This is a genomic window from Colwellia sp. KU-HH00111 (assembly GCF_040362745.1).
GTDB lineage: Bacteria > Pseudomonadota > Gammaproteobacteria > Enterobacterales > Alteromonadaceae > Colwellia.
The window spans coordinates 174,583-198,864 of record NZ_BAABWO010000003.1 but is presented as its reverse complement, the minus strand read 5'-3'; the positions used below and the strand labels follow the sequence as shown (position 1 = coordinate 198,864).

Here is a 24,282-nt window from a genome sequence, read left to right as displayed (position 1 = left end):
CTTTTAGATTATGACTTGACCTGTGTCTTAGACACAGTCGTAAGCTAAACATAGGTTTTAGAAATACCCTGTTTATATATTTGAATAAGGAATGATGGGATGAAAGTATCTCAGCTTGCAAAAGTCTTGAATACCACGCCTGATACGGTCCGCTACTACAGTAGGATTGGACTTATCATGCCTATTAAGAATACTGAAAATGGTTATAAGAGTTACAACCAACAAGCTCAACAGCGACTGAAATTTATTCTTAGTGCCAGACAATTAGATTTCTCAGTTGAAGAGATCAAAGAAATCCTGTTAGTTGCTGATAATGGCAGGACAGCTTGTCCTTTGGTTCGGGAAATCGTTGAGCATAGATTGGCTGAAACAGAGAAAAAATTTAATGATGCATTAGCATTGAGGAATGTCTTAAGAAATGCAATTGATGACTGGAAGAGTAAACCTGATAAATCACCTACAGGAGATATGCTCTGTCATTTAATTCAAGGAGGTAATGATGAATAGCATAGAGAGTAGTATTAAAGACACCAAAGCTCAAGAGTTGATTATTGATGGAGCTGGGTGTGCAAGCTGTGTAGGAAAAATAGAAACAGCATTGAAAAACGTTACTGGCGTAGAAAATGCTCAGATGAACTTTGCATTGAGGACTGTTGTTGTTGATGGAGAAGTTGATTCAGAGGATCTTGTGCAAGCCATAGAATCAATAGGTTACAACGCAAGGAGTGCAGAAGATACAAGTGATGATGAACTATTAGATGAGAAGGAGATTGCAGACCAAAAATACTATACAAGTCTAATGAGACAAATGTGGATAGCCTTGGGCCTTGGCGTACCGTTAATGATTTATAGTATTGCAGGTGGCCCAATGACTGTTGAAACTACGTTGGAACGTGGTATTTGGTTATTTATAGGGATCTTATGTGCAGCCATTATGTATTTTGCAGGTAAGCATTTTTATGTTGGTGCTTGGAAATCTTTTGTAAATCATAGTGCAAATATGGATACGTTAATTGCTCTGGGAACAGGTACTGCATGGATTTATTCTATGGTAGTTGTTTTCTTTCCCATGGCTGTTCCTGAAATGGCAAGGCATGTTTATTTTGAAGCTACTGCAATGATCATCGGATTGATTGATTTAGGGTTAGCATTAGAAGTAAAAGCGCGAGGAAGAACAAGCGAAGCAATTAAGCGTTTAATTGGGTTACAAGCAAAAACAGCACGAGTAGTTCGTGATAAGAAAGAAGTTGATATTGCTATTGAGCAAGTTTTATTAAATGACATTGTTCGAGTACGCCCAGGAGAAAAAATTCCTGTAGATGGCCTAGTCATTGAGGGGCACACGTCGATAGATGAGTCCATGTTAACAGGGGAACCTATGCCTGTCGCAAAAGAAGAAGAAGATGAGGTCGTTGCAGGAACACTAAATAAGACGGGTTCAATTCTTTTTAAAGCGACAAGAGTAGGTAAAGATACTGCGTTAGCACAAATTATTAATATGGTGAAAAGAGCACAAAACTCTAAGCCACCAATTGGGCGCTTAGCAGATGCTATATCTGCCTATTTCGTGCCTGTTGTTATGATCATCTCTATTATTAGCGCTTTGGTATGGCTTAACTTCGGTCCTGATCCCGCGTTAGCCTTTGCGGTTGTCTCTGCAACCACGGTTCTAATTATTGCCTGCCCTTGTGCTTTAGGTTTGGCTACACCAATGTCAGTGATGGTCGGTGTAGGTAAGGCTGCCGAAGCTGGAGTTTTGATTAGAAATGGAGAAGCGTTACAAACAGCATCAAAAATTACCGCGATGATTCTCGATAAAACGGGGACTATTACAGAAGGTTCTCCTACGGTAACCGACATTCTCGTTGCTGATAAATCCTATACAGAAAAATATATCTTAACGATAGCCTCTAGTATTGAAAGCAGATCTGAGCATCCACTTGCACAGGCTATTGTTGATTCCGCGATAGCACAAGAGATCGATCCTGAAGATATAAGTGATTTTCAAGCTATAGCTGGACACGGTATAGAGGCAAAACTTGAAGATCATCATTTACTCTTCGGTAATCAAAAGTTGATGTTTAAAAAAGGCGTGTTTTTAGGAGAATTTGTCTCAAAAGCACAAAAATTAGCTGATGAAGCTAAGACACCAATGTACCTCGCTATAGATAATAAACTTGCAGCAATTATAGCTGTATCTGATCCAATCAAAGAAGACTCTATTGAAGCAATCAAAAGGCTACAAAACAGTGGTATCAGAGTAGTTATGCTTACTGGCGATAATAGAGCTACTGCGAATGCAGTAGCAAAAAAAGTCGGTATAAAAGAAGTGTTTGCTGAGGTCCTTCCAGAAGATAAGTCAAATAAAGTGGCGGAATTACAAGCCCAAAATGAAATCGTTGGTATGACAGGAGATGGTATTAATGATGCCCCAGCATTGGCATTGGCCAATGTTGGATTCGCCATTGGTACTGGAACCGATGTGGCAATTGAAAGTGCTGACATCACCTTGATGAGAGGATCACTTCATGGCTTAGCTGATGCAATAGCTGTCAGTAAAGCAACGCTTAGAAATATCAAACAAAACCTGTTTGGTGCATTTATATATAACGTTGCAGGAGTTCCATTTGCAGCAGGTCTACTTTATCCATTTTTTGGATTGTTATTAAACCCAGTAATTGCAGGTGCTGCAATGGCTTTCTCCTCACTAACGGTTGTGAGTAATGCAAATCGATTGAGATTGTTTAAGCCGCAAGAACATTAAAGAAAAGGAAGAAATGACATGATGATCATTAATTTATTTGGGTTGGTACTTATAGCGTTAATTATCTGGTGGTTTTGGTTATATAAACCAGCAAAAGCAATTGATTCTACTATGGAAAGTGTAACCGTTATCGTAAACAACGGTGTTTATGACCCCTCTAGAATAATAGTAGCAAAAGGTAAAGAAACGACTCTCAATTTTCTTCGAAAAGACGGGAGTCCTTGTGCAGCAACAGTCATTTTTCCTGATTTTGAAGTCAGTGAAGAGTTACCTGTTGATGAAAATAAAGCGATTGAATTACCTTCTATGGCACCGGGTCAGTATCCGTTTCATTGTCCAATGAAGATGTATAGCGGCACTTTGATCGTTGAGTAGGAATATTTGGAGGACGAACATGAGCAATAAACAAAAATCTTTTTGGTCAACACCTACAGGATGGGCAGCACTTGGTTTAATAGGGGCTGCTAGCTACTTCTTATTAGTTGAGCATCAGCAACACTTCTTTGAATATTTACCATTCTTAATTCTTTTATTGTGTCCTTTAATGCATGTCTTTATGCATGGCAGTCACGGACATGGTGACCATAAAGGTCATGAAGAAGAAGCTTCAGCACCAAAAGAGCCAGAAACATTTCAAGAGCTGACAGATAAAAATGAAGCTTACAGAGATGGGTATTTGGAAGGATTAAAAACAGGTAGAGAAGAAAGTATTAAGACGGAGAGTGACAATGAACGGTGAATCTGATTATGGCATGTGGACATTAGTGATTTTGAATTCAGCAATTTTTATCTTTTTTGCATTTAGTTTTGCAAAGCCACAAACAAAAACTGATTGGCGAACTTTAGGTGCTTTTTCTGCATTCATCGTTGCTCTATTTACAGAAATGTATGGATTTCCATTAACTATATATTTTCTATCAGGCTGGTTGACTGAAAACTATCCAGGAATAGATTTTTTAGCTCACGATAACGGTCATTTGTTGCATACCATTTTTGGCTTTGAAGGCAATGCACATTGGGATCCTCTGCATATTGCAAGTAATATCCTAATTGTTTCTGGATTTTTTATTCTTTCATCTGCATGGAACGTACTTCATCAAGCTCAAAAGACTGGCACGTTAGCTGTGTCAGGTTGGTATGCACGTTGTCGTCATCCCCAATATGTCGCCTTTATTCTAATCATGTTTGGTTTTCTACTTCAGTGGCCAACAATACCGACCGTAGTAATGTTTCCAATATTACTCGTAGTATACATTCGACTTGCCAATAAGGAAGAAGCCAAGGTTATCAGTGAATTTGGTGATGAATACTTGAACTATATGTCTAAAACTCCCGCTTGGATACCCAATTTTTCAAATAAAACACAAGGAAAATCAAATGAAAAAATTAGTTAATTTAGTCGCTGTTATAAGCATTTTGTCTACCACTATTGGTGCTTCAGCTATTGGTGCAGAGATGAAAAAAGGCATGCATAACAATATGGCAATGTCCCATGAAAATATGGAAAAAATGCATAACAACATGCTTGCGATGAAGCAGCAAATGTTATCAGTAAAGCAAGAAAGTGATCCTGAAAAGCAGCAAGAGATAATGCATAAGCATCGAAAATCTATGATTAAAATGATGCAAATAATGCACAGAAGAATGGCTGATAAGCCCATTGAGCAACAAATAAAGATGGCAGAACATCATCTTGAGATGATGAGCAATATGATGCCTAAAATGGGGTCAAGCAAAATGTCTGGTAAGAAATCAACAAATAAACACAACCACTAAAGGAGGCCGTGATGACGGATTTAGATCGTAGAGTTGGAGTTAGAGAAAATAACTTGGTCGTTAGAAACCTGAAACTATCAAATGTAACTAGTGAAAATATTGATGCTTTGATAGAAGAAATAGATCAAATGTTCGGCCTAGACGAAGTTTCATTCAATAGAAAAGAGGAAGAAATTCATTTGGCTTACGATGCTGTCAATTTGGACCTTGATGGTATAGAGGAAGTCATCAGAAAGCATGGTGTAGATATACACGATGATTGGTGGACTCATACAAAGGAAAGTTATTACAAATTTTGTGATCAAAATGTAAAGGATAATTTCAAACATGAGCCATGGAGTTGTCATAAAACTCCTCCAGGTTCAATTAAAAGAAAACGTTAATCTTAAACTTAAAAAGGAAAATATCATGTTAAAAAATATATCTAAAAAAATAGCTTTAGTTGCTTTTGCAATTGTACTTACGGGCTGTGCAAACAGTAATTTCTCACATAATTACTTAATGAGAGGTCAAGTTGTTTCATCGTCAACTGATAATATGGTTGTATGCCTTGGCTTAGATGATGGAGCAGAAGTTGGACAAGAATTAACTGCCTATCGATTTTTTGAAACAGGTAACATTGGGGAAGGAGATGAGACTGTCGAAAGAAGAAATATTGGCAAAGTTAAAATTGAAAAAATTATTAATGAACACTATGCCAAAGTAAAAGTGATAGAAGGAAATGTAAAAAAACACGATATGGTGCAATTAAACAAATAGAAAATGTAGTTTGTAAGTAATCTTGTTTTTATTCATTTAAATAGTATCGAATTAAATAATAATTCGATACTAATGACCAAATAAATAAAAGGAAAATAATATGTTAAACAAAATTTCTAAATTAGTTGTCGTTGTAGTTTTTGGCTTGATTGTTTCTGGTTGTGCAAATAGCGATTTTTCGCATAGGTATCTAATGCGCGGCCAAGTAATCTCTGTAACTGATGGGGACATATATGTTTGTGTTGGCCTAGATGATGGTGCACAGGTGGGGCAAATTTTAGAATCTTACAGTTATGTAATGAATGACGATAATGACGAAGGAGCTGATTTCTTCAAACGGCAAAAAACAGGTCAGGTAAGAGTTGAAGAACTTGTTGATGATCACTTTGCAAAAGTTAGCGTGTTAGAAGGTGTCGTTAAGAAACACGATTTAGTCTTGTTAATTCAATGATGAATATCCTATTACGTGGTACGAGTAGTTTGGTGCCACGTTTTTTTATTTTCACACCTTACTAGGAGTCTTGTTATGGAAGGTTTATTTTCATTTTTACTATTCGCTGGACTTTTTTATTTCATGATGCGTCACGGCTGTGGTGCTCATATGGCCCACGGTCATCATGAGGAAAAGAACATAAATGATTCTTTCGTAGATCCTGTTTGTGGCCGTAAAGTTGGAGATGATCAAGGTTATGGAAAACTCCAAGATGGGCACTTATATCGTTTTTGCTCTAAAGATTGTCTTGATACTTTTGACCTTGAACCTGAAAGATTTATTAAAGAGCGTAATACTAATGCAGAAAAATCAACGGAGAAAACTAATGAACCATAAGATCTCACTATCTGCATTTGGACATGCGACAAGTTCATTTATAGCCATAAGTTTTACCTTGTGCGTTATTTTTGATTTGCTCTTTCCTCAACACGCAATGTACTCAACTTGGCTAAAGTTATTGCCAGGGTTTGAATGGATAAGTTGGAAAAGTTTCTTTTTAGGTCTGCTAGAAAGCTATTTATACGGTTGGTATTTCGCATTGATTTGGGTGCCAATTTACAATTTTGTAGGAAGCAAGAGTAAATAGTTTATAAAATATAAGAATTAAACATAGGATTAACTCACACCTTAGTTGTTGATTTTTAAGGGTTTAAATTTGTTGTTGGCATTGTAGTTGCAAGAACAGAAGGACCTATGACGACATATTGACACCTGAGAAATAATCATGACCACCATAAATAATTCCCTTTTGGCCCAGATGCAGAGCATGTCTCTTGAAGCCATAGCAAAGCCACAAAACAACGATAATATTGTTAACAATACAACCAATAATTTTGGTGACTTATTGTCAAACGCCCTCAATACTGTAAATGATTTACATAAAGATGCAGGAAAGAAAACTACAGCATTTGAATTAGGGGATAGAAGTGTAACGTTAGCAGATGTAATGATTGCAAGATCTAAAGCTGGTATAGGTTCAGATGCGGCTATTCAAATTAGAAATAAGGCAATTGAAGGTTACAAAGAGATCATGAGTATGCCTGTTTGATTCTGCTTAGTATTGAAGCTAACAAGTTCATTATTCAGTACTTGGTTTTAAGTGTCTTATGAATTAACAATATATCCGAAAGGACTTTACCTTTGCTAGCATTAAACGAAAGTGAGTTATCACAAAAAATATTTGAATTTTCTAATGATGGAATTTTCATTCTTTTATTAGATGAAAATAGGATTATAGATGTGAATCCTTCAGCAACGAAAATGTTGGGTTACTCCAGAGATGAGTTACTTACAATGAGGATTTCCGATATCCATCCTAAAGAGATGGACTTGTTAGAAGAGTTTGCAAATCAAGTCTTGGCAAAAGGAGCTGGCTGGTCAAATGAATTAACGTGCAAAACCAAAAAAGGAGAGCTACTTTTTGTTGAAGTTTCTGCTTCAATGATAACGATTGATGATCAAAAATATTTGATTTCTATGGTGCGTAATATTAGTTGTCGAAAACAGATAGAAGCACAGTTGCGGATGTTTTCTTTTACAGATGGACTTACGGGGTTAGCTAATCGACGAAAGCTTGATGAGTACATGGACATCGAGTGGCGTAGAGCTATGCGTAATGAATTACCAATATCTATTATCATGATCGATATAGATTACTTTAAATTGTTCAATGATACATACGGTCATTTAGAAGGGGATAGTTGTTTAAAGGCAGTCGCTAATGTAATTCAAAATTCACTCGTGAGACCTGGTGACTTGTGTGCTAGGTATGGAGGTGAGGAATTTATTGTTCTATTGCCTAATACTGATAAAGATGGCGCTCTTCATATTACAAATATAATTGAGAAAACTTTAGCTAGTGAAAGAATTGAAAACATTAACTCTGATATCAATTCTTTTGTCACAGTCAGCATGGGAGTGGCATGTATAGTCCCCAACTCAAAAGTCACTAGCTCTCAGCTTATTTTCAAAGCTGATCGAGCACTTTATAAGGCAAAAGGGGAAGGAAGGAATAAAACTATTTGTTTTTTAGACAGTGAAAACCACTAATAAGTAAGATAGAAATTTTCAGCTACAACAATAAATAATAAAAGCTTAATTTTTTATTTCTTTATTCTTCAAATCCATCAAAAGTACGAACCAAGTGCATATTCTCAACCCCGTATAATGCCAACCTATTTTTAAGTTTAAGACGATAGTAGTGCCCCTCTTCTAGAGAGCTTGAATCTTTGGAGCAATCCACATATAGCTTTTGTAGAAAATATCCTACGGATGAAGCTCTAACTGAGCGATTTAAAACACCACCGTTCATATTAAATTCAGATATGACAGCTTCAGGATGAGGATAATCAGGGTGTGGAATAATTTCTAAGTCTACTATTCTATTCCATTGATTATCAAAAGAGTTGTATTCGTGCTCTAAAACATCTTCGTCGATATTTTCTAGTTTTCGAAACCTAGAAATGAGAAAGTCTGCAAATCTAGATTTAGATCTATCATAAGCTCTTACATGCCATCTTGAACCATTATTAATATAAGCATGAGGTACTAATAATTTACTACTAAAACCACTAGAATTTGAAAAGTAATCAACTTGAATTACTTTTTTATTATATATAGCTCTGGATAGTGGAGCTATGATATCTACTTTTGGTTCATCTATTACATCTAAAATATCATTTGGAATATACGAACGATTATTGCTTTGTACAGTTCTACCTGTTAATAAATTTAGAACCTCTGAGGACCTAAATTCGAATAAAGATTCCCAAGACTTATCTAGTGCAAAGTTTTTAGAATTAGAAGAGTGGCTGAAGTTTTGAGGGGCTTTTTCTTTATATAAAGAAATATCTCTGCTCGCAGCAGCAGTTCCTATATTAAATTTATTGATTAGATCTGACCTAGAAAATGCCCCTAAAAATTTTAAGCAAAACTCTATATAACGTAACCTCTCAAGTTGTGAAGCAGGAATATCTTCTAAATTAGCCATTTTTACATTCATCCATCTTAAATCTTAATACACCCTATATACCACAATCACTAATTAAGTACAATCATGAGATCCATAAATAAACCTCATGATCTTTAATTGTTCCATAAAAATATATTGACCGTATCGTGAGTATACAATAGTATAGTTACTGTACTAAAACTGAATAATAAAAGTTCAATTAAATAAATAGTGGAGGGCAGGAATAATAATGAATAAATAGGATAAAAGTATGAAAACTAAGTTATACAATGAGAATTTTGCAGCATTATCTACTAAGCAACGAACGTTATTTACTGAGTTACTTGAGTATGCTTGCCAATCCTTAGAACCATCTAAAACAAAAAAAGAACTTGCTGAGCAACGATATATGTCGGTAGGAAAATGGCTCGCTGACAGTGATGATCCTATGTTTGAAGGTGTTGAAATTTACCCTCAAGGTAGCCAAAGGATCGGGACTACTTCAAAACCAGTCTTTAGAGCAGAGTTTGACTTGGACTTTATTTGTTATTTACCTAACGCTGAAGGAAGCCACCCAGATATATGCCGACAAAAGGTTATTGCCAGAATAAAAGAAAATGGCAACTTTGAAGATCTAGTCAGCGAACTAAACCGGGGGTGTCGATTAAATTATGCTGACGAGTTTCATCTAGACATTACTCCGGCTATTCCCGATCAAAACAATGCTAATGAATATGGCGCTATTTCAGTGCCAGATAAAAAATTAAAAGAATGGAAAGCATCTAATCCCAAAGGGTATGCGGAAGATTTTGATCTCATAGCAAAACTTGAACCCAAATACATCGGCTTTTCAGACAGAATGTTTGCTAATGCAGCACTTGAAGCAAAAAATATTGAAGAGCTACCAAAGCACACTCTGTTTAAGGGAATACTGAGACGAGCTGTTCAAATCATGAAGCGCCATAGAGACTTATTATTTTTTGATAATAATAACTACGATGGTAAAGCGCCAATATCAATAATTATAACAACGTTAGCAGCAAGCGCTTATAAGGAACTAGTGATTCAACAATCGTTTAATAACGAGCTTGAAGTACTGCTAACAGTTGTGGAAAGCATGACTGGTTACATTGAGACTAAGGTGGTAAATGGCAAAATTGAAATGTGGGTAACAAACCCTAAAAACCGACATGAAAATTTTGCTGAGAAATGGAATGTTGACTCCAAACGTGTTGAAGCTTTTCATTATTGGCACAGTGATTTTGTCGAAAAACTGAGAGAACTTGCCAGTGTTACCTTATTACCACTAATTAAAGAAAAATTAAATACGTTACTTGGTGAAGGCTCTTCCTCAAAAGCCATTGAAAAACACTTTGAGGTGCTTAATGAAACCAGAGAGAGCAATAATTTGTTCATCAAAAAGACAGGGGCAATCTCAACTGTAGCAACAGCAACCCCTGTTAAAGCTAATACATTTTTCGGTAAATAATGATGAAGCAGTTTACTGATAAAACTATTAGCTTAAGCAAACAGCTATATTTCTTGCAGGCCAAATTTCCACAAGGAAGAGGTCTAATTAAGAGAGATAAGCTGGTTTGGTCTTGCCGATTGGGGCTAGATGAAGTCTATGGGAATTACACCATTAAAATACTATATGACTTAAATTCATCGCCAAAAGTTTATGTTATAGACCCCAATTTATATGAAATCACTGGTGGTATTGAGCCACCGCACATTTACATTTTTAATGAGTCAACAACCAAATTATGCCTCTACCTACCATCTTCAGATGAATGGACATCGAGCAAATTTCTTAGCGATACGATTGTCCCTTGGGCATCACTTTGGTTTATGTATTTCACTGGTTGGTTAGCTACGGGCAAATGGTACGGTGGTGGTGAGCACCCTGAACCTGATGAAAGTTTTATTAAAGGAAAGGTTTTATAAAATGATGAGAGTTGTACAAGTAGTTCTTAGTTTTTTACTTCGGTGTTTAGAAGCTTCTAGAAATCCCACTATTAATGGCATTGCCAAAGTTATCTTGATTTCATCACTGGGAGGGCTTGCGGTGATCAGTGCCACTCTCAACATACCGACACAATGGGGTCCTTTGACTCTGACGTTAGGAGGAGGGGACGCGATATTATGCGGTAGCTTACTTGTGGTTTCTCTACTAATGGTTTTTTATTCTGAATACCAAGATAAAAGAGAAGCTGATGATTCCCAATTGATCAATATACGTCACATGGGGCTTATCGACCATAGTATAGATGATGTACATAACTATATGCCACGTAAGTTAAAACGCATAAAACCTCAGCCTTTTGTTATCGAATTTGATAATAGCCATAAGACAACCAATATTGATGAATTAAAACAACAATTAGAACAAGTAAGTCGATTACCTTTATTTATAAAGGATAGTGGACGTTCGTTGAATAACGGCAAAAAACATTTAGTTTATGGTGGTGTTGCACCAGTTCCTATGCTCGCAGCAGCGGGACATCTTATTAGCAATATGCATAATACACACGTGGCTGATTGGGAAAGAACAAAGAAAAAGTGGCATTTTAACGAAGAGTTAGATGATGGAGAAAAACTCAAGTTTGAAGTTATCGGTCATAATGATAAACAAACAACCTGTATTAACCTTGGTATTTCGCTCAGTTTACCTCTGCGTTTAGATGATATATCCAATGAATTCCCCAATGCCGCGTTTTATAAAGTGATGTTGGAATCAGGGGAGCTTGGTTATGACAAATTATGTAGTGAAGTTAAGCAAGCCAGGTTAGTTAAAAGCATTTTAGAATTTATTAATAATGATCTTAGACCTAATTATCCAAATCTAGAGCAACTTAACTTCTTTGTTGCAGCTCAAGCATCCTTTGTTTTTAGGTTAGGCTCCGGTTTAAATCAAGGGCACTTGCCCAAAATCGTCTTCTATCATTTTAATCCTGATCATGACGTTAAAACCCATCCTTGGGGTGTAGTGCTTAATGGAGACAATGGCTATGAGGTTGTTGCATGAAATTAGTTAAACATTTTAATGAATTTTTAATAAATGAAGTTAACTTAAATCAACACCGAGTTGATACCTTGGAAAAGCGAGTTGCAACAATAACAAGTTTTATACAAGGCAGTGATAATTTCAATTCGTCATTTATTACAGCAATTCCTCAAGGGAGTTATTCGCATAGGACGATAATTAAACCTACCGTAAAAAAAGCAATTTTTGATGCTGATGTAGTTGTCTACCTTAAACCAATTAAAGGCTGGGAGCCTAAGGACTACATTCAAAAAATTTATGAGCTATTCAATAGTTCTTCGCTATATAGAGGAAAAGCGTCAAGGCAAACACGGTGTGTAAAATTAAATTATGCTGGTGAATTTCATATTGATGTTGTGCCATGTATTCGCAAAGCTGGTTTACTAGGCCATCAAGAATATGTTTGCAACAAGCTAACTAACAAGCTTGAGTCATGCTCAAGTATTGAATATAGCGATTGGGTTAAAGATAACAATAAAGTTGTTGCGAATAACAATTTAATTAAATCAATCAGGCTATTTAAATATTTACGTGATCATAAACAGACATTTTCAGTTAAGTCTATTTTATTAACGACATTGGTTACTTCGCAGGTTACCTGGACAGATAAATATTGGGGAACTGACGATTTTAAAGATCTCCCAACTACCTTTAAGAATTTCTTTAATCGACTAAATGATTGGTTAGAAGAAAATGAATCAATGCCAATAGTAAACAACCCGGTAGATGATGATGAAAATTTTAATCGCCATTGGGATGAGAATAAATACCAAAATTTTAAATCGCAAGTTAGCAAATATAATACTTGGGTAAATGAAGCCTATGCTGAAATGGATAAAGTCGAATCCATTAAGACATGGCAAAAAATATTTGGAGATAAATTTGCTAAGGCTAAGTCAGTAGAAAAGAAAACAACTGCAAAACTTCCTAGTCATTGCGAAGCCTTACGCTGGCCATTATCATCTTACGCATCAAAGCTAAATGTTAAGGCTGTAGTACAAAAAGATAAAACGTCAGTTGCATTAGGTGATTTGGCTTCTTATAAAGCGGTCCCGAAGTCCCATTGGATAAGATTTGTTGTTAAAGATCACTTATGTAATGAAACACAGATTTATTGGCAAGTTGTCAATAATGGCAATGAAGCGTTGGAAAGTAAGTGTCTTAGAGGTGATTTTTTTAAGGGTGCCTCAATACATAAAGAAGCTACAGCCTACAAAGGACAACACTGGGTTGAGGCTGTAGCAGTTAAAAATGGTCAATGCATCGCTAAAAGCGGCCCTGTTTTTGTCAATATAATGTAGATCTATAAGGAAATAAATTATGGTTTTTATTGAATTATTTGGAGCCGTTATTTCAGGGGCCGTACTTGGCGGTTTAGCGTACTTTCTTGTCACAGCGGGTGTATTACAGCTAACTGAACAAATTGATTTACTATCACCTGCCGTACTTTCCGTTATGCTCTTTGGATTACTTATTGGTTGGAAGTTTGACTATTCTCTAACTGTTTTTTTCGCTAATACCACCTCAGAAGTTACCAATGTCCAAAGTGCCGTGTCATCAATTACAGATAGGTTGAGGTACGTGTTTTTAATTATTGGTTACATTTTGGGCACCAAAGTTAGTTATTGGTCCGTATCAAAGTAAAGTCATTATAATAAAGGTCAACAATGAATAATAGGAAGTTTACTCAACTCATTGCACGGTATAGAGGCGTCGATGATGTCCAGCAATACCAAGATTATACTCTTGATAATCCACAGCATCTACTTGACGTTGCTCGTGATATTATGAGGAATGTTCCCCCTACATTTGGCGCTTGTGCAATGTTGAGTTCAATGTGGGCTGGTTATTTAAAAGACCATTACTCTATACCAGCAATGGTAGTCGCAGGGGATTTAAAAATATCGGGGAAAACCATTTTTAAATGTAAAAAGAATTTACCCGAACCGACTAAATCAGGCAAAGTGATATCTTCATCTTGGAGTGGTCATTGCTGGATAGAGGTTGATGGTTGGATTGGTGATTTATCCGTTTTTAGAACTGCTTATCAGATAGAAGGACCAAGTGTTTTGAAAGATTTCATTATTTCATCATTTGGCCAAAATCGCGGAGCATTACTTTGTCAGCAACAGGATTTACCTCCAGGGATGAAGTATGTGCCTAAATATGTTTTAAAAGACAATCAAATTGATGGACTTATTTCTGGCCTAGCACATAGTATGAATTTAACTTAAATACCCCATTCTTTATTCATATCGATAGCGCTCCATTTGGAAGAGGCATTCTTTTCAATACTCTAAGCTAAAGCTTCTGGCCCTAAAACCATCAGAGTTTTATGTCTGTTTTCTTTTGTAGGACCTTTGTTAGTGCTTTTCTTCCAATACATCCAAGTATTAAAGTAAGGTCTATCCCTTTGCTCAGTAATATCTGGGCGTAATATAATTATTTCACCAGCGCTAGGCTCTCTTTTCTTAGAAGCTTTTGTAGGTATTTTACTATTTAAGTTCTCTAAAAATTCCTTTGGCATTAATTTGTTCCCAGTATTTTTACCTGTGCGAAGTGCAGCGGCTAGTTCATCATAAAAATCACCGAAATAAGGGGTTATCCAGTAGCCAGGTTTAACTTGAAACAAAAAGAATTTTGGGTGCTCTCCTCTTAAAGTTAGCGATAAAATATAATGTGGGGTATCCCTAGTAGAAAATAAGCAATCAAAACTAATAGCACCAACAGTAATTTGAAATTGTTGCATTTCACTGCCAATCGCTAGCATGTTTTTATGCAATAGTTGTAATGATGTCATTTTCATATTTTATTTAACTTAAAATATTTTAGAAGAAATTATAAAGACCAGTAGTGTTTAGAGATGGATATTATACAAATATTCATCTCTAAGATTGGATTTGCTAGCTATTGCAAGCATCCTTCAATGCTTTACCTGCCTTAAACGAAGGTACTTTAGCGGCAGCTATTTGGATCTCTGCACCTGTTTGAGGATTACGGCCTTTGCGAGCAGCTCGTTCGTTAACTTTATAAGTTCCAAAACCAACTAAAGCAACTTCACCGCCTCCTGCCAACTCTTCTGTTACAGATGTAAGAAAGCTATCTAAAGCTCGACCAGCAGAGGCTTTTGATATGTCTGCACCTTCAGCAATTTTTTCAATTAATTCAGCTTTATTCATTTTATTATTCCTTTTAGATTAAAATTTTTACTGAGTGAATAATACTGAATTGTAAAGGAAGGGCAATAGGAAAAGTGCTCACCACTTTGAATTGTGCAGTTTATTTTTTATAAATTAACCATAAGAACCAAAGAAATCATTTGTTGCGCCAGACCTTAATGTTTTAACTACACCTTCAATATACTCAACTTCATCTGAGCTATGTATCATTCCAGGAAAATAGCCATATAGTGTGATGTTTACTTCCTTTATTCCTTGCACGTTCATTTTTGCTATATGCCCTTCGAAATATGGAAAAATACCAATGCTGTCATCGTTTAGTACCACGCTAACGTCATGGTCTAAATATTCATTACGACAAGTAATTTGTACTTTTGAGCGACCATCTTCACATGTACCTATATTTTCATGTTTAAACTTTTCGACTTCTGCTAATTCACTAAGGTATTTATTAAGTTTTTCATCAATAGCATTTTCAATTTCTGACATCGGCATCTCTTATTATATTTAAAATAATAATCTTATGAAAAATGCTATGTGAATTAAAGTGATATAAGGAATACTTTTAGCTAAATTTGTTCGTAAGATGATTTTTATATTCGTACATGTACGTAAATGTTTTCGTTGACTTTCGTACAATATTTTTATAAGGTGTACGAAAGGTGTAACTTAAGTACGGTTTCATATGAAAGTGGGTTTTGCCAGGGTTTCGACAAAAGAACAAGAATTAAACCTTCAACTAAAGCAGTTGAATGATTTCGGCTGTGAAAAAATATTTCATGGAAAACACAGTGGTGTTTCAGTTAAAAATGATGAAAAACTTAAAGAGTTGGTTGATTTTATTCGTGAAGGCGATGTAGTGATTGTTTGTCGCCTTGATCGGCTAGGCCGATCACTAAAGTCTATTTTAGATGTTATTGATAGCATCCATCATAAAAAAGCTTGTTTGAATATAATTGATGGTTCATTAAATACAGGTAATGATAATCCATTCTCTAACGCGATGATCAATCTTTGTGGTGTATTCGCTCAACTTGAAAGAGATCTTATTAAAGCTAGAACAGCAGAAGGGCGAGCTGAAGCAAAGGCACAAGGACGACATCTTGGAAGAATGCCTGCACTATCTGATAAGCAAGCTACAGAATTATATAAAGCTAAATTAAATGGTGAATCTGTTTCCGCACTAGCTAGAAAATATAGTGTTAGTAGGGCAACAGTGCATCGAACTTTTGAAAGAATAAATAATAAAGAGAAATAGTTTGATTTAATTCAACACGGTAGATATTAAAGCTTGTTTTAATTACTTAAACTAAATACATAACAGATCCGCCTTCAGATCATGTGATAGTGTCGAAGGATATATGCAAAGGGAGTTCACATGTGGTCAGATAAAGAATCAGAAATCGATTTTTTAAATTTCAACGAAACAGCACAATCAATTAAAGATCTAATTACCGAAAAAGATTTAATGCCTATCAGTGTTGGTATTTTTGGTGATTGGGGGGCTGGTAAATCAACAATACTTGAATTAACCAAAAAGTCTTTAGAAAGCGATGAACAGGAATATATTCAAGTGCATTTTGATGCTTGGATGTTTCAAGGTTATGATGATGCTAAGGCAGCATTGTTAGAAACAATTGCGTCAAAACTGATAAAGCAGGCTGAAAGCGATAAAGGCTTAACACAGAAAGCCAAAGAATTTGCAGGCCGAGTGGATAAGATACGTCTCATGGGGCTTTTGATGGATGGTGGCTCTGCTTTGGCTGGTATTCCTACAGGAGGTGGTTTTCAAAAAATCTTTGGATTGCTTAGCGATGATGAAGACGATGATATTGATGCTGAAGATCTAAAAGAAGCCGCTCAAGGTGTTCAGGATGTTGCTAAAAAGAATAAAGGACTAGTAAAGGCTAAAAAGGCATTTTCTCCACCGAAAGAAATTAAAGAATTTCGCAAAGCATATTCCGCATTACTCGAAGAGTTTGATAAGCCATTAATCGTTTACGTAGATAATTTAGATAGGTGTTCACCATTTAATGCTATATCTACATTAGAAGCAATTAGGCTGTTTTTATTTTTACCTAACACTGCATTTGTAATAGCTGCTGATGAAGACATGATCCGCCTTGCTGTACCAGAATACCATAAGGGTGTTTCACAGCGTCATCAAACGGATTACCTAGATAAGTTAATACAAATACCTGTGCATGTGCCGCGTCCAGGCCCAGTTGAAATTCGTGCCTATTTAATGATGTTGATAGCTCAAGATCATGGTGTAACTAAAGAACAACTGGAAAGTTTAAGAGCTGCTTTGGAAGAATCGCTTAAGTTATCTTGGAAGCAATCACCCATAACCATTGATGAGTTACTTGAGGTTCAAGACATCGAAAACTTACCTGATTTAAGAGGTAAATTCATCGTTGCAGAGCAACTAGCCCCATTATTGGCAGAGTCCTCAAACATCAATGGTAACCCAAGAATAGTTAAGCGCCTTTTAAATCAAGTCAAAATGAGAAGAAAGACTGCCTTAAGGCGAGGCATGCAATTGGATGAAAAGACAATTACTAAACTTGTCATTTTTGAACGTTGCTTAGGAACGCAAGCTACGAATAAACTTTACGAATTAATTGATCAGGAAAATGGTCAGCCAAAAATTTTGGCTGAATTAGAAGATCCAAAAATAGAGTTTTCTGACATCGACTTACCTGAGGAATGGCAAGCCGATCCTGACTTTATTGAGCAATGGTCAAATCTTTCACCCCAATTTACAGAGATTGATTTAACTCCAGCAGCGTACTTAAGTAGAGAAAGCATACCGATGGGGGCTGTTAATTCAGTTATGTCAGGAGCCGCTCAAAAACTGGTTGATGCATTAATGAAGCAAAAAAATAGACTCAGTGGTGTAAATACCGAATTGCTCAATATCACGCCAAAAGAAGAATATATGGCGGTAATGGATGGGTTAATAGAGAACTTTAAATCAATTGGTGACTGGAGCGAAATGCCAATAGGTATCTATGGTGCAAGATTATTGGCTCTTGAAGATCAAAAATGTAGGGCTAGTTTTCTTACATTTTTAAATAACATTCCTAAACATAAATGGATGTCTCGAATTAAAAAAGAATTAGAAGGAATTAAATAATGGGTACTTCGGCTTCATCGCTTGGTCCAAATAATCAAAGTCCACTTGTACCTCCTTGGGCAGAGCAAGGAGACAGCATCACAATAGAGCCTGCATCAGGTACTGATGGGGATATAGATACAGATCAGAATGGCTCGGATGGATCGCAAGATAGTGAGCAAGGAAATGACAATAATGAAATTGACAACAGTCAGGTTCAAAGTGAAATTCCCGGCCCTGCACATATAGAAGCAAAACCCAATCGTTTCGCTAGTGCCAGACAAGCTTTTGGTAAGTATGCTCAATCTGGCGGTGGTACATCTCAATTACGAAAATCTTTAAAGAGCTACGCTAAGAAATCTTCTGGTGGTGGCAAAGGAACGAGTAGGCGGCTAGCAAGTGGGATCACTGCTGGTACTGGATTACTCGGTATCATGCGTGGTGATAATGTCACTGTAAATCACCAAACACTATCACTTGGTGACCTAGAAGGTTTAACTACTGATCAAGCAATTGATAAAATAGCATCACATCTAGCACCAGATAATGCTGATTCTGATGCGGTTAGAATAGCGTTAGATTATGCACTGGAAGAAGCGTTACCAGATACTAATGACTTCGAGCCTGAAAGCTTCACTGATGATGTGATCCAAGAAGCTATTTCTTGCTATCTAACAGATCTTATTTTTCAGGACGTTGTAACAGGCATGGGAAGGGCGTGGTTTCATGTTGAACCCGCAAGCAAACACCACAGGATGGAAGAAGAATTAAGGGAGCTAATTAAAGTGATCGCACAAGAACAATTAGAAAATGTTACACATGGTAACCCAAGCAGTATAACAAGAGACAATATTACAAAAATTCAAATTGATGCTATTACCATGACAGTTGATGAGTGGGAGAGTTTCGATGACTAATTTTTATTTTAATAACGACCCTTCAAAACTTCCTGAGTTTTCTGAAGACTGCCACCCAGTCCAGATTTACCATACTCACGAACATGATAGCAGTAAGAATAGTTCAGCATCTAGAACACTTTTAAAAAAAGTACGAGACTTAGGTGTAAACGTTGATGCTGATGCGATAGATCTGGTTACTATTGCTACTGCGGTTACCGCAGCAGATACCTTTGAACTTAGAGATAAAGCGTCAAATGCTTGGTCTAGGCAAATGCACCTGCATATCCCTGTAACAGATGAAAATATGTGGGATTTTTTGGCACCTGAGTTAAGCTCAATTTTAAACTTCTTAACTGGCGATCAGTGGGATTTTACATTTGAAAAAACAACGATGGTTATGCCAAAACCTAAAAGAAGTAATAAAGCTAAAGCAAAAGCTAGGAGCCTAAAGGGGTTAAATGCAGTTTGCTTATTTTCTGGCGGCTTAGACAGTGCAGTAGGTGCCATAGATATACTTAATGGAGATTCTGACTATAAACCACTATTAGTTAGTCATGCTTATCGTGGAGATGGTGCTAAACAAGAAAAGATCAAAACATTGTTATCCCCGCCATTTGGCGAATTATCCTATTCTATTTCTCCGCATCTTCTTGATAGGTTGAGAGATAAAACTGATGTAACAATGCGAGGTCGCAGCTTTAACTTCCTCGCTATGGCAGTCCTTGGTATTTCAGCATTAAGAAATGCAAATAATGGCTCTGATATTTCAACAATAATAGTGCCTGAAAATGGGTATATATCAATAAATCCACCATTAACTCGAAGACGGATAGGTAGCCATAGCACTCGTACTACCCACCCTCATTTTTTAAGTCGTTTAGAATCATTACTCAAAAATGCTGGATTTCATGTGAAATTCGTTAACCCGTATCAATTCAAAACAAAAGGTGAAATGTTAGCTGAGTGTGCCGATCAACAAGCAATAGAAAAGGCTATTCCGCTAAGTGTGTCATGTAGTCATTGGCACCGAGATAATAAACAGTGTGGGCATTGTGTTCCATGCATCATTAGAAGAGCTTCTGTACATCATGCTGGGTTTACAGTTGATGCGCCTTATAAAACGAAAAGACTTAAAGGCTTAATTAAAGAAAAAGATTCACGTGATGATCTGCAAGCATTATCAACCGCGATTATCAGGCTAAATAAAGCTAAAAACTATAAATCCTGGTTACGACAGAGTGGCCCTATTCCAGAAGATATTGCGATAAGAAATCAGCTAGAATCGACAATAGAGCGTGGCTTAAATGAAGTTGAAACATTTTTGAAGTCGGAAAAAACATAATGATGGATTTGCATTGCCATGTTGATTTGTATCCCGATCATCAAGATATATTAAACGACATAAAGCAATCTAATTACTATGTTTTGTCTGTTACGACAGTACCTTCTGCATGGGAAGGTACTGTAAAATTAACAGAAGGGTTGAAACACTGTAAAACTGCTTTAGGGTTGCACCCACAATTAGCCCATCAAAGAAAAAACGAATTACCGTTATTCGACAAATTAATTGGCGAAACAAGATATATCGGTGAAATAGGGCTTGATGGTTCTAGTGGTTATAAAGAGCACTTAGATGATCAATTGTTGGTATTCAAACATATTCTAAAAAAATGTGAAAAATTTGATGATAAAATTTTAACTATTCATAGCTTAAATGCAATAGAACAAACGTTGGATTGTCTTGGTGAATTCCCAAAATCTGGCACACCTATTTTGCACTGGTTTCTAGGAACCAAGAAGCAAGTATTAGAGGCCGTCGAATTGGGTTGTTACTTTTCTATTGGACCAGCAATGCTGCAATCAGCCAGAGGGAAAAAAGTTATTTCTTGGTTACCTCAAGAGCGAGTGTTGCTCGAAACTGATGGGCCATTTGCTAAAGTCGAAGGCAAAATATTGTTTCCATCTGATGTGAAAGTCGTCGTAGATCATTTAGGTAGTTTATGGGACTTTGAACTACAAAGTACATTGGTTCAGCTTCGTCAGAATTTAGTTGCGATTATTGTTTAAAGATCACCAAAATAATTCGTAAACAATAATAATAAAATAGAGAATAATAATCATGGGTTCATATACTGATCTTGCCGTTAATGGCTAACCATACCCACCAAAAAACTCATCTGTAGCGCCTGATTCTAATGTATCAACAATACCATCTATATAAAAACATTCGTTATGTTCTCGTATATTTTCTGAGAAATAGCCATATAAAGTGTTTGTTTCTCCATCATTATTTGAAACTATAAGTCTAGATAGATGTCCACCAGGGAAAGGAACAGTCCCAAATTGATCATTATTTAAAATTATACTTACTTCTTCATTTAACCATTTGTTATAACAAGTTATTTTTACTTTTATAAACCCATCTTCACAAGTGCCTATATATTCATGTTTAAACAGTGTTGGCTCTTGTTTATTAAAGGAATTCATTGTTTGTTCAGCTTTTTTGTTAAGCATTTTAAGAAATTCTTCTTGGTTTATATTATTCAAAATATAGTTCTCTAGTTAATGGCTTTAAACTCAATTAATTGGCTTTGCTTTTGGTTTTTTCTAATTGAAAAATGAGCTTTTCATTAGCTGCAATTGTAGTTTCATAATTACCCAGTATTTTTTCATGTGTTCTTGCCTGTTCTTCAAGACTAGTTTTAAGCTTTGCATTAATATGTTTTTGTTGAGCTAGCATCTCTTTTTCTTCTGTAATTTTGCTGTTGATGGCAGATAATTCACTTCTAACTGAAGCCAGTTCAGATTGCAATTTTTCGTTATTGCTGTCTATATTACTGAGTTGCTTCTCGGTTTTTTCCTGTTCAGCCTCTAGGGCCAGAATAAGTTTGTCATTACCGATTATCGTTGACTCATGTCTTGCAGATATTTTATTTAACTCTACAATATTTGAATTTAGCTCTTTATTTTCAGATGTTAATTGAAAATTCAGTGACTTTATTTCATCGACAAGCTGTTGATTAGATTCAAGCTTTAATTCTGCTTTTGCTTTACCCGCTCTTAGTGATTCGTTTTGTATAGCTAGTTGCTTATTGTCATCAATAGTAGTTGTTAGCTGCCGTCTAATTTCATTAACTATGGATTCGTTAGACTTTTGCTCTTTTGCTAATTCAGTTTGAAGATCTGTGATCTGTTTTTCTTGTTGATTAACTACTTCAGCTTGGTTGTTAAGTTTATTTTCTGATTTTTCAAGATCGGATATAGCTTGCTCTTGTTGATCAGTCGCATCTTGAGCTTGCTCTTTATATCGTTCTTCTATTTCAATGCTAAAACGACTGATTTCCTTCATAAAACTTGTGGTGAATTCGGTTGATAAACCAAATTTATCGAATAGAGATTCCTGCTTTTTAATTTGTTCGTCTTTCCATTTTGAAAAATATTTGTGAATTGTAGAGGTACTGTTAATGTTTGGTATTTCTGCCAGAATTAATCGAACGCTTGGTTTTTCTCCTTTCTTCAAGAAGTCACTACATATTTGGTTAACCACTTCCTGTGAAGATTTTGATTTCATACTACTCATTTTTAACTTTTCCTATAAAACAGCTCAAACAAACAATAAATTGAACGAACAGTGTTCGTTCGTTTTGATTAAATATGAAGCATTCATGTTGATTGCTTCTACAAATATTATAGTAGGTTTATTATTTTTCATAAGGAGATGAATAAAATAAATTCAATAAAATCAAATTGGTACGTGGTACGTACTAACTCAAAATAAAAAAGCATAATTGCAATTTTATATAGGGGCATTGTTTGTTATTTAAAAATGAAATGTTTTTGGCTAACCAAAAAATAATAATAAAAAAAAGAGAAGAACGGCAAAATAAAGCTTACTTTGCTTTACAATAATCTTAATTCTACTGATAATTCCTTCTCTTAAGAAGTTTGATTTCAATTAAGGAAAAATAATGTCTCAAAGACAGCTTAGTTTAGAAGAAATAAAGGAACTGTTGATAGATCCTTGGCACATATTAGTTGTTGATACGCTTTCAAACGAAATGGTTATTTGTACTTATGGAAAAGGAATATATGACATTGTTGAAGAGATCCGTGTTGACCATGAAATAGCAGGGCTATTAGTTAAACTTGAAGAAGAAAGCGTCATATTCTATGACTCATTGGATGATGAAGCACTTAAGCAAAAGGTGCCAACAGCACATTTTTTTGATCTTTGGCGAGAAAGTGCTTACGGTCCTCAGCCTAATGAAGCAAAGCTTAAGGCCGTAGAACTTGGATTAGCTTAAACTTTTGAGGATGAGTAAACTCAATTTACACATATAAAAAGTATGGAAGATAATCCATTTTCAATGGATGGGAACAAATCCTATTTTCCTATTCAGTATTAAATCCTATTTTCCTATTCAGTATTAAATCCTATTTTAAATAAAAAGAAACTGCCCCCAGTTAACAAGGCTTCCCCATTAAAACTGAACTCTCAGAGACAATAATATTCTTAAACGAATTCTTAAGTACAGCAGGATTACCATTAATAGCTTCAGATATATCTGAAGAAGCGTTAAAGCAATTAGTATTTTCCAGCGAGACTAAGCTAAATTGGCGTGCTTACTTAAGTCATTATGATCATGAAGATAGTTTTCATTTGGCACTAAGGGTTGATAGTGGTGAAAATAATCCTGATGGTGCGGTTTTGGGAATTTACAACGTTAAAAATGGTGTCTTAAATATATATTTATTGGAATCTTTAGTTATCCAAGAGCAAGAGCACCCTTTAAGGGGGCGGCTTACAGCATTGATGATTGTTGCCGTTTCTTACTTCTTATCATATTTTGATAATTCCCAAGGGATTTTACTATGTGAGCCTTCTCCAGATTTAGAAGATTATTATAAATCCTTTGGTTTTGAATATATAAGTGATGATGAGATGTTTGCTTCCATTGAGGAGCTAAATGATATGCAAACAAGGTTAAATGAGGCGATTGGACCTTAATGTGATTGAAAATCGACCTAAAATATACTAATATGAACTTAAGAATCCTCACTGGAGAGGTATGTTAAAATGAAAAAAGAAATCAAAAGATTAACGCCAAAACAAACAAAAGCATTATTACTTAAAAATGCTAAGAAGCTAATGTCTGGTCGTTACAGAACAGACAAGCCTGAGTTAATTGGTGAAAGAAAAAAAGAAGAGCTTGTGGCATAACATCACTTCTAATGAAGTAACGGCCTCCCATCCCTTTATTCACTCACTCAGATCAATTGTTAATTGAGATTAAGCCA

33 protein-coding genes are annotated in these 24,282 nt (G+C 35.7%); 27 read left to right on the top strand and 6 right to left on the bottom strand.

What is annotated here, in order from left to right; all coding sequences use genetic code 11:
- Positions 1–99: 99 nt before the first annotated feature.
- The 13 genes from ABXG98_RS08010 (at position 100) to ABXG98_RS07950 (ending at position 7,841) form a co-directional block, all read left to right on the top strand.
- A complete protein-coding gene (locus ABXG98_RS08010) occupies positions 100–507 on the top strand; it encodes a MerR family DNA-binding protein (RefSeq protein ID WP_343816027.1) in 408 nt (135 codons plus the stop codon).
- Positions 500–2,764: a heavy metal translocating P-type ATPase gene (locus tag ABXG98_RS08005; protein WP_343816379.1), complete on the top strand. Its 2,265-nt coding sequence runs from the start codon at positions 500–502 to the stop codon at positions 2,762–2,764. The genes ABXG98_RS08010 and ABXG98_RS08005 overlap by 8 nt, the downstream gene beginning before the upstream one ends.
- Before the next feature lie 18 nt (positions 2,765–2,782).
- Complete coding sequence (locus tag ABXG98_RS08000) at positions 2,783–3,139, top strand: cupredoxin domain-containing protein (RefSeq protein ID WP_008109738.1); 357 nt, start codon at positions 2,783–2,785, stop codon at positions 3,137–3,139.
- A 19-nt stretch (positions 3,140–3,158) separates the two neighbouring features.
- Positions 3,159–3,503 (top strand): DUF2933 domain-containing protein, encoded by a 345-nt coding sequence (locus tag ABXG98_RS07995; protein ID WP_343816024.1) that lies wholly within the window; start codon positions 3,159–3,161, stop codon positions 3,501–3,503.
- On the top strand, positions 3,493–4,158 hold the full coding sequence (locus ABXG98_RS07990; protein ID WP_343816021.1) for a methyltransferase family protein: 666 nt from the start codon (positions 3,493–3,495) through the stop codon (positions 4,156–4,158). The genes ABXG98_RS07995 and ABXG98_RS07990 overlap by 11 nt, the downstream gene beginning before the upstream one ends.
- Positions 4,142–4,540, top strand: a complete 399-nt coding sequence (locus tag ABXG98_RS07985; RefSeq protein WP_008109744.1) for a hypothetical protein — start codon at positions 4,142–4,144, stop codon at positions 4,538–4,540. The genes ABXG98_RS07990 and ABXG98_RS07985 overlap by 17 nt, the downstream gene beginning before the upstream one ends.
- Positions 4,541–4,551: 11 nt before the next feature.
- Positions 4,552–4,923: a cation transporter gene (locus ABXG98_RS07980; protein WP_343816018.1), complete on the top strand. Its 372-nt coding sequence runs from the start codon at positions 4,552–4,554 to the stop codon at positions 4,921–4,923.
- Positions 4,924–4,948: 25 nt separating this feature from the next.
- Entirely contained in the window at positions 4,949–5,299 is a 351-nt protein-coding gene (locus ABXG98_RS07975; RefSeq protein ID WP_008109746.1) for a hypothetical protein, read from the top strand.
- A gap of 100 nt (positions 5,300–5,399) precedes the next feature.
- Complete coding sequence (locus tag ABXG98_RS07970; RefSeq protein WP_008133179.1) at positions 5,400–5,750, top strand: hypothetical protein; 351 nt, start codon at positions 5,400–5,402, stop codon at positions 5,748–5,750.
- A 75-nt stretch (positions 5,751–5,825) separates the two neighbouring features.
- Entirely contained in the window at positions 5,826–6,128 is a 303-nt protein-coding gene (locus tag ABXG98_RS07965; RefSeq protein WP_343816011.1) for a YHS domain-containing protein, read from the top strand.
- Positions 6,091–6,378, top strand: a complete 288-nt coding sequence (locus tag ABXG98_RS07960) for a DUF5676 family membrane protein (protein ID WP_343223283.1) — start codon at positions 6,091–6,093, stop codon at positions 6,376–6,378. The genes ABXG98_RS07965 and ABXG98_RS07960 overlap by 38 nt, the downstream gene beginning before the upstream one ends.
- A gap of 138 nt (positions 6,379–6,516) precedes the next feature.
- On the top strand, positions 6,517–6,840 hold the full coding sequence (gene fliE / locus ABXG98_RS07955) for a flagellar hook-basal body complex protein FliE (protein WP_343816007.1): 324 nt from the start codon (positions 6,517–6,519) through the stop codon (positions 6,838–6,840).
- 92 nt (positions 6,841–6,932) lie between these two features.
- On the top strand, positions 6,933–7,841 hold the full coding sequence (locus ABXG98_RS07950) for a sensor domain-containing diguanylate cyclase (protein WP_343816004.1): 909 nt from the start codon (positions 6,933–6,935) through the stop codon (positions 7,839–7,841).
- A 61-nt stretch (positions 7,842–7,902) separates the two neighbouring features.
- Here ABXG98_RS07950 and ABXG98_RS07945 read toward each other — a convergent pair whose 3' ends face one another.
- Positions 7,903–8,781: a BrxR family transcriptional regulator gene (locus ABXG98_RS07945; protein ID WP_343816001.1), complete on the bottom strand. Its 879-nt coding sequence runs from the start codon at positions 8,779–8,781 to the stop codon at positions 7,903–7,905.
- 232 nt (positions 8,782–9,013) lie between these two features.
- Here ABXG98_RS07945 and ABXG98_RS07940 point away from each other — a divergent pair, with 232 nt between their 5' ends.
- Genes ABXG98_RS07940 through ABXG98_RS07915 form a run of 6 tightly spaced genes read left to right on the top strand, consistent with a single transcriptional unit; the run spans position 9,014 to position 14,022 of the window.
- Positions 9,014–10,231, top strand: a complete 1,218-nt coding sequence (locus ABXG98_RS07940) for a nucleotidyltransferase domain-containing protein (protein ID WP_353538161.1) — start codon at positions 9,014–9,016, stop codon at positions 10,229–10,231.
- The gene (locus ABXG98_RS07935) at positions 10,231–10,689 is read left to right on the top strand and encodes a type II CBASS E2 protein (RefSeq protein ID WP_353538160.1); all 459 of its coding nucleotides are present in this window, start codon (positions 10,231–10,233) and stop codon (positions 10,687–10,689) included. Before ABXG98_RS07940 ends, ABXG98_RS07935 begins: the two co-directional genes overlap by 1 nt.
- A gap of 1 nt (position 10,690) precedes the next feature.
- On the top strand, positions 10,691–11,770 hold the full coding sequence (locus ABXG98_RS07930; protein WP_353538159.1) for an SAVED domain-containing protein: 1,080 nt from the start codon (positions 10,691–10,693) through the stop codon (positions 11,768–11,770).
- Entirely contained in the window at positions 11,767–13,089 is a 1,323-nt protein-coding gene (locus tag ABXG98_RS07925) for an SMODS domain-containing nucleotidyltransferase (RefSeq protein ID WP_353538158.1), read from the top strand. Before ABXG98_RS07930 ends, ABXG98_RS07925 begins: the two co-directional genes overlap by 4 nt.
- A 19-nt stretch (positions 13,090–13,108) precedes the next feature.
- Positions 13,109–13,432 (top strand): hypothetical protein, encoded by a 324-nt coding sequence (locus ABXG98_RS07920; RefSeq protein WP_343815985.1) that lies wholly within the window; start codon positions 13,109–13,111, stop codon positions 13,430–13,432.
- Between the two features lie 23 nt (positions 13,433–13,455).
- Complete coding sequence (locus tag ABXG98_RS07915; protein WP_353538157.1) at positions 13,456–14,022, top strand: hypothetical protein; 567 nt, start codon at positions 13,456–13,458, stop codon at positions 14,020–14,022.
- A gap of 62 nt (positions 14,023–14,084) precedes the next feature.
- Here ABXG98_RS07915 and ABXG98_RS07910 read toward each other — a convergent pair whose 3' ends face one another.
- The 3 genes from ABXG98_RS07910 to ABXG98_RS07900 all read right to left on the bottom strand — a co-directional run bounded on the left by ABXG98_RS07910 (position 14,085) and on the right by ABXG98_RS07900 (position 15,456).
- A complete protein-coding gene (locus tag ABXG98_RS07910; protein WP_502901546.1) occupies positions 14,085–14,588 on the bottom strand; it encodes a DUF6037 family protein in 504 nt (167 codons plus the stop codon).
- A gap of 103 nt (positions 14,589–14,691) precedes the next feature.
- Complete coding sequence (locus ABXG98_RS07905) at positions 14,692–14,967, bottom strand: HU family DNA-binding protein (RefSeq protein ID WP_353538155.1); 276 nt, start codon at positions 14,965–14,967, stop codon at positions 14,692–14,694.
- Between the two features lie 114 nt (positions 14,968–15,081).
- The gene (locus tag ABXG98_RS07900) at positions 15,082–15,456 is read right to left on the bottom strand and encodes a hypothetical protein (RefSeq protein ID WP_353538154.1); all 375 of its coding nucleotides are present in this window, start codon (positions 15,454–15,456) and stop codon (positions 15,082–15,084) included.
- 196 nt (positions 15,457–15,652) lie between these two features.
- Here ABXG98_RS07900 and ABXG98_RS07895 point away from each other — a divergent pair, with 196 nt between their 5' ends.
- From ABXG98_RS07895 to qatD, 5 genes are all read left to right on the top strand, one after another.
- Entirely contained in the window at positions 15,653–16,225 is a 573-nt protein-coding gene (locus ABXG98_RS07895) for a recombinase family protein (protein ID WP_353538153.1), read from the top strand.
- 120 nt (positions 16,226–16,345) lie between these two features.
- A complete protein-coding gene (locus ABXG98_RS07890; protein ID WP_353538152.1) occupies positions 16,346–18,106 on the top strand; it encodes a KAP family P-loop NTPase fold protein in 1,761 nt (586 codons plus the stop codon).
- Positions 18,106–19,002 carry a Qat anti-phage system associated protein QatB gene (locus ABXG98_RS07885; protein WP_343815964.1) on the top strand — a complete coding sequence of 299 codons (897 nt, stop codon included), beginning with the start codon at positions 18,106–18,108 and terminating at the stop codon, positions 19,000–19,002. Before ABXG98_RS07890 ends, ABXG98_RS07885 begins: the two co-directional genes overlap by 1 nt.
- A complete protein-coding gene (gene qatC, locus ABXG98_RS07880) occupies positions 18,995–20,326 on the top strand; it encodes a Qat anti-phage system QueC-like protein QatC (protein ID WP_353538151.1) in 1,332 nt (443 codons plus the stop codon). Before ABXG98_RS07885 ends, qatC begins: the two co-directional genes overlap by 8 nt.
- On the top strand, positions 20,326–21,051 hold the full coding sequence (gene qatD, locus ABXG98_RS07875) for a Qat anti-phage system TatD family nuclease QatD (RefSeq protein WP_353538150.1): 726 nt from the start codon (positions 20,326–20,328) through the stop codon (positions 21,049–21,051). The genes qatC and qatD overlap by 1 nt, the downstream gene beginning before the upstream one ends.
- Positions 21,052–21,135: 84 nt before the next feature.
- Here the strand turns inward: qatD and ABXG98_RS07870 are convergent, their stop codons facing one another.
- Positions 21,136–21,531: a hypothetical protein gene (locus ABXG98_RS07870; RefSeq protein WP_353538149.1), complete on the bottom strand. Its 396-nt coding sequence runs from the start codon at positions 21,529–21,531 to the stop codon at positions 21,136–21,138.
- Positions 21,532–21,565: 34 nt separating this feature from the next.
- Complete coding sequence (locus ABXG98_RS07865) at positions 21,566–22,564, bottom strand: DNA-binding protein (RefSeq protein ID WP_353538148.1); 999 nt, start codon at positions 22,562–22,564, stop codon at positions 21,566–21,568.
- A 388-nt stretch (positions 22,565–22,952) separates the two neighbouring features.
- Between ABXG98_RS07865 and ABXG98_RS07860 the strand changes: the two genes are divergently transcribed.
- The 3 genes from ABXG98_RS07860 to ABXG98_RS07850 all read left to right on the top strand — a co-directional run bounded on the left by ABXG98_RS07860 (position 22,953) and on the right by ABXG98_RS07850 (position 24,205).
- Positions 22,953–23,288 carry a hypothetical protein gene (locus tag ABXG98_RS07860; protein WP_353538147.1) on the top strand — a complete coding sequence of 112 codons (336 nt, stop codon included), beginning with the start codon at positions 22,953–22,955 and terminating at the stop codon, positions 23,286–23,288.
- 356 nt (positions 23,289–23,644) lie between these two features.
- Complete coding sequence (locus ABXG98_RS07855; protein ID WP_353538146.1) at positions 23,645–23,992, top strand: hypothetical protein; 348 nt, start codon at positions 23,645–23,647, stop codon at positions 23,990–23,992.
- 69 nt (positions 23,993–24,061) lie between these two features.
- Positions 24,062–24,205 (top strand): hypothetical protein, encoded by a 144-nt coding sequence (locus ABXG98_RS07850; RefSeq protein WP_171047583.1) that lies wholly within the window; start codon positions 24,062–24,064, stop codon positions 24,203–24,205.
- The last annotated feature ends 77 nt before the right edge of the window (positions 24,206–24,282 follow it).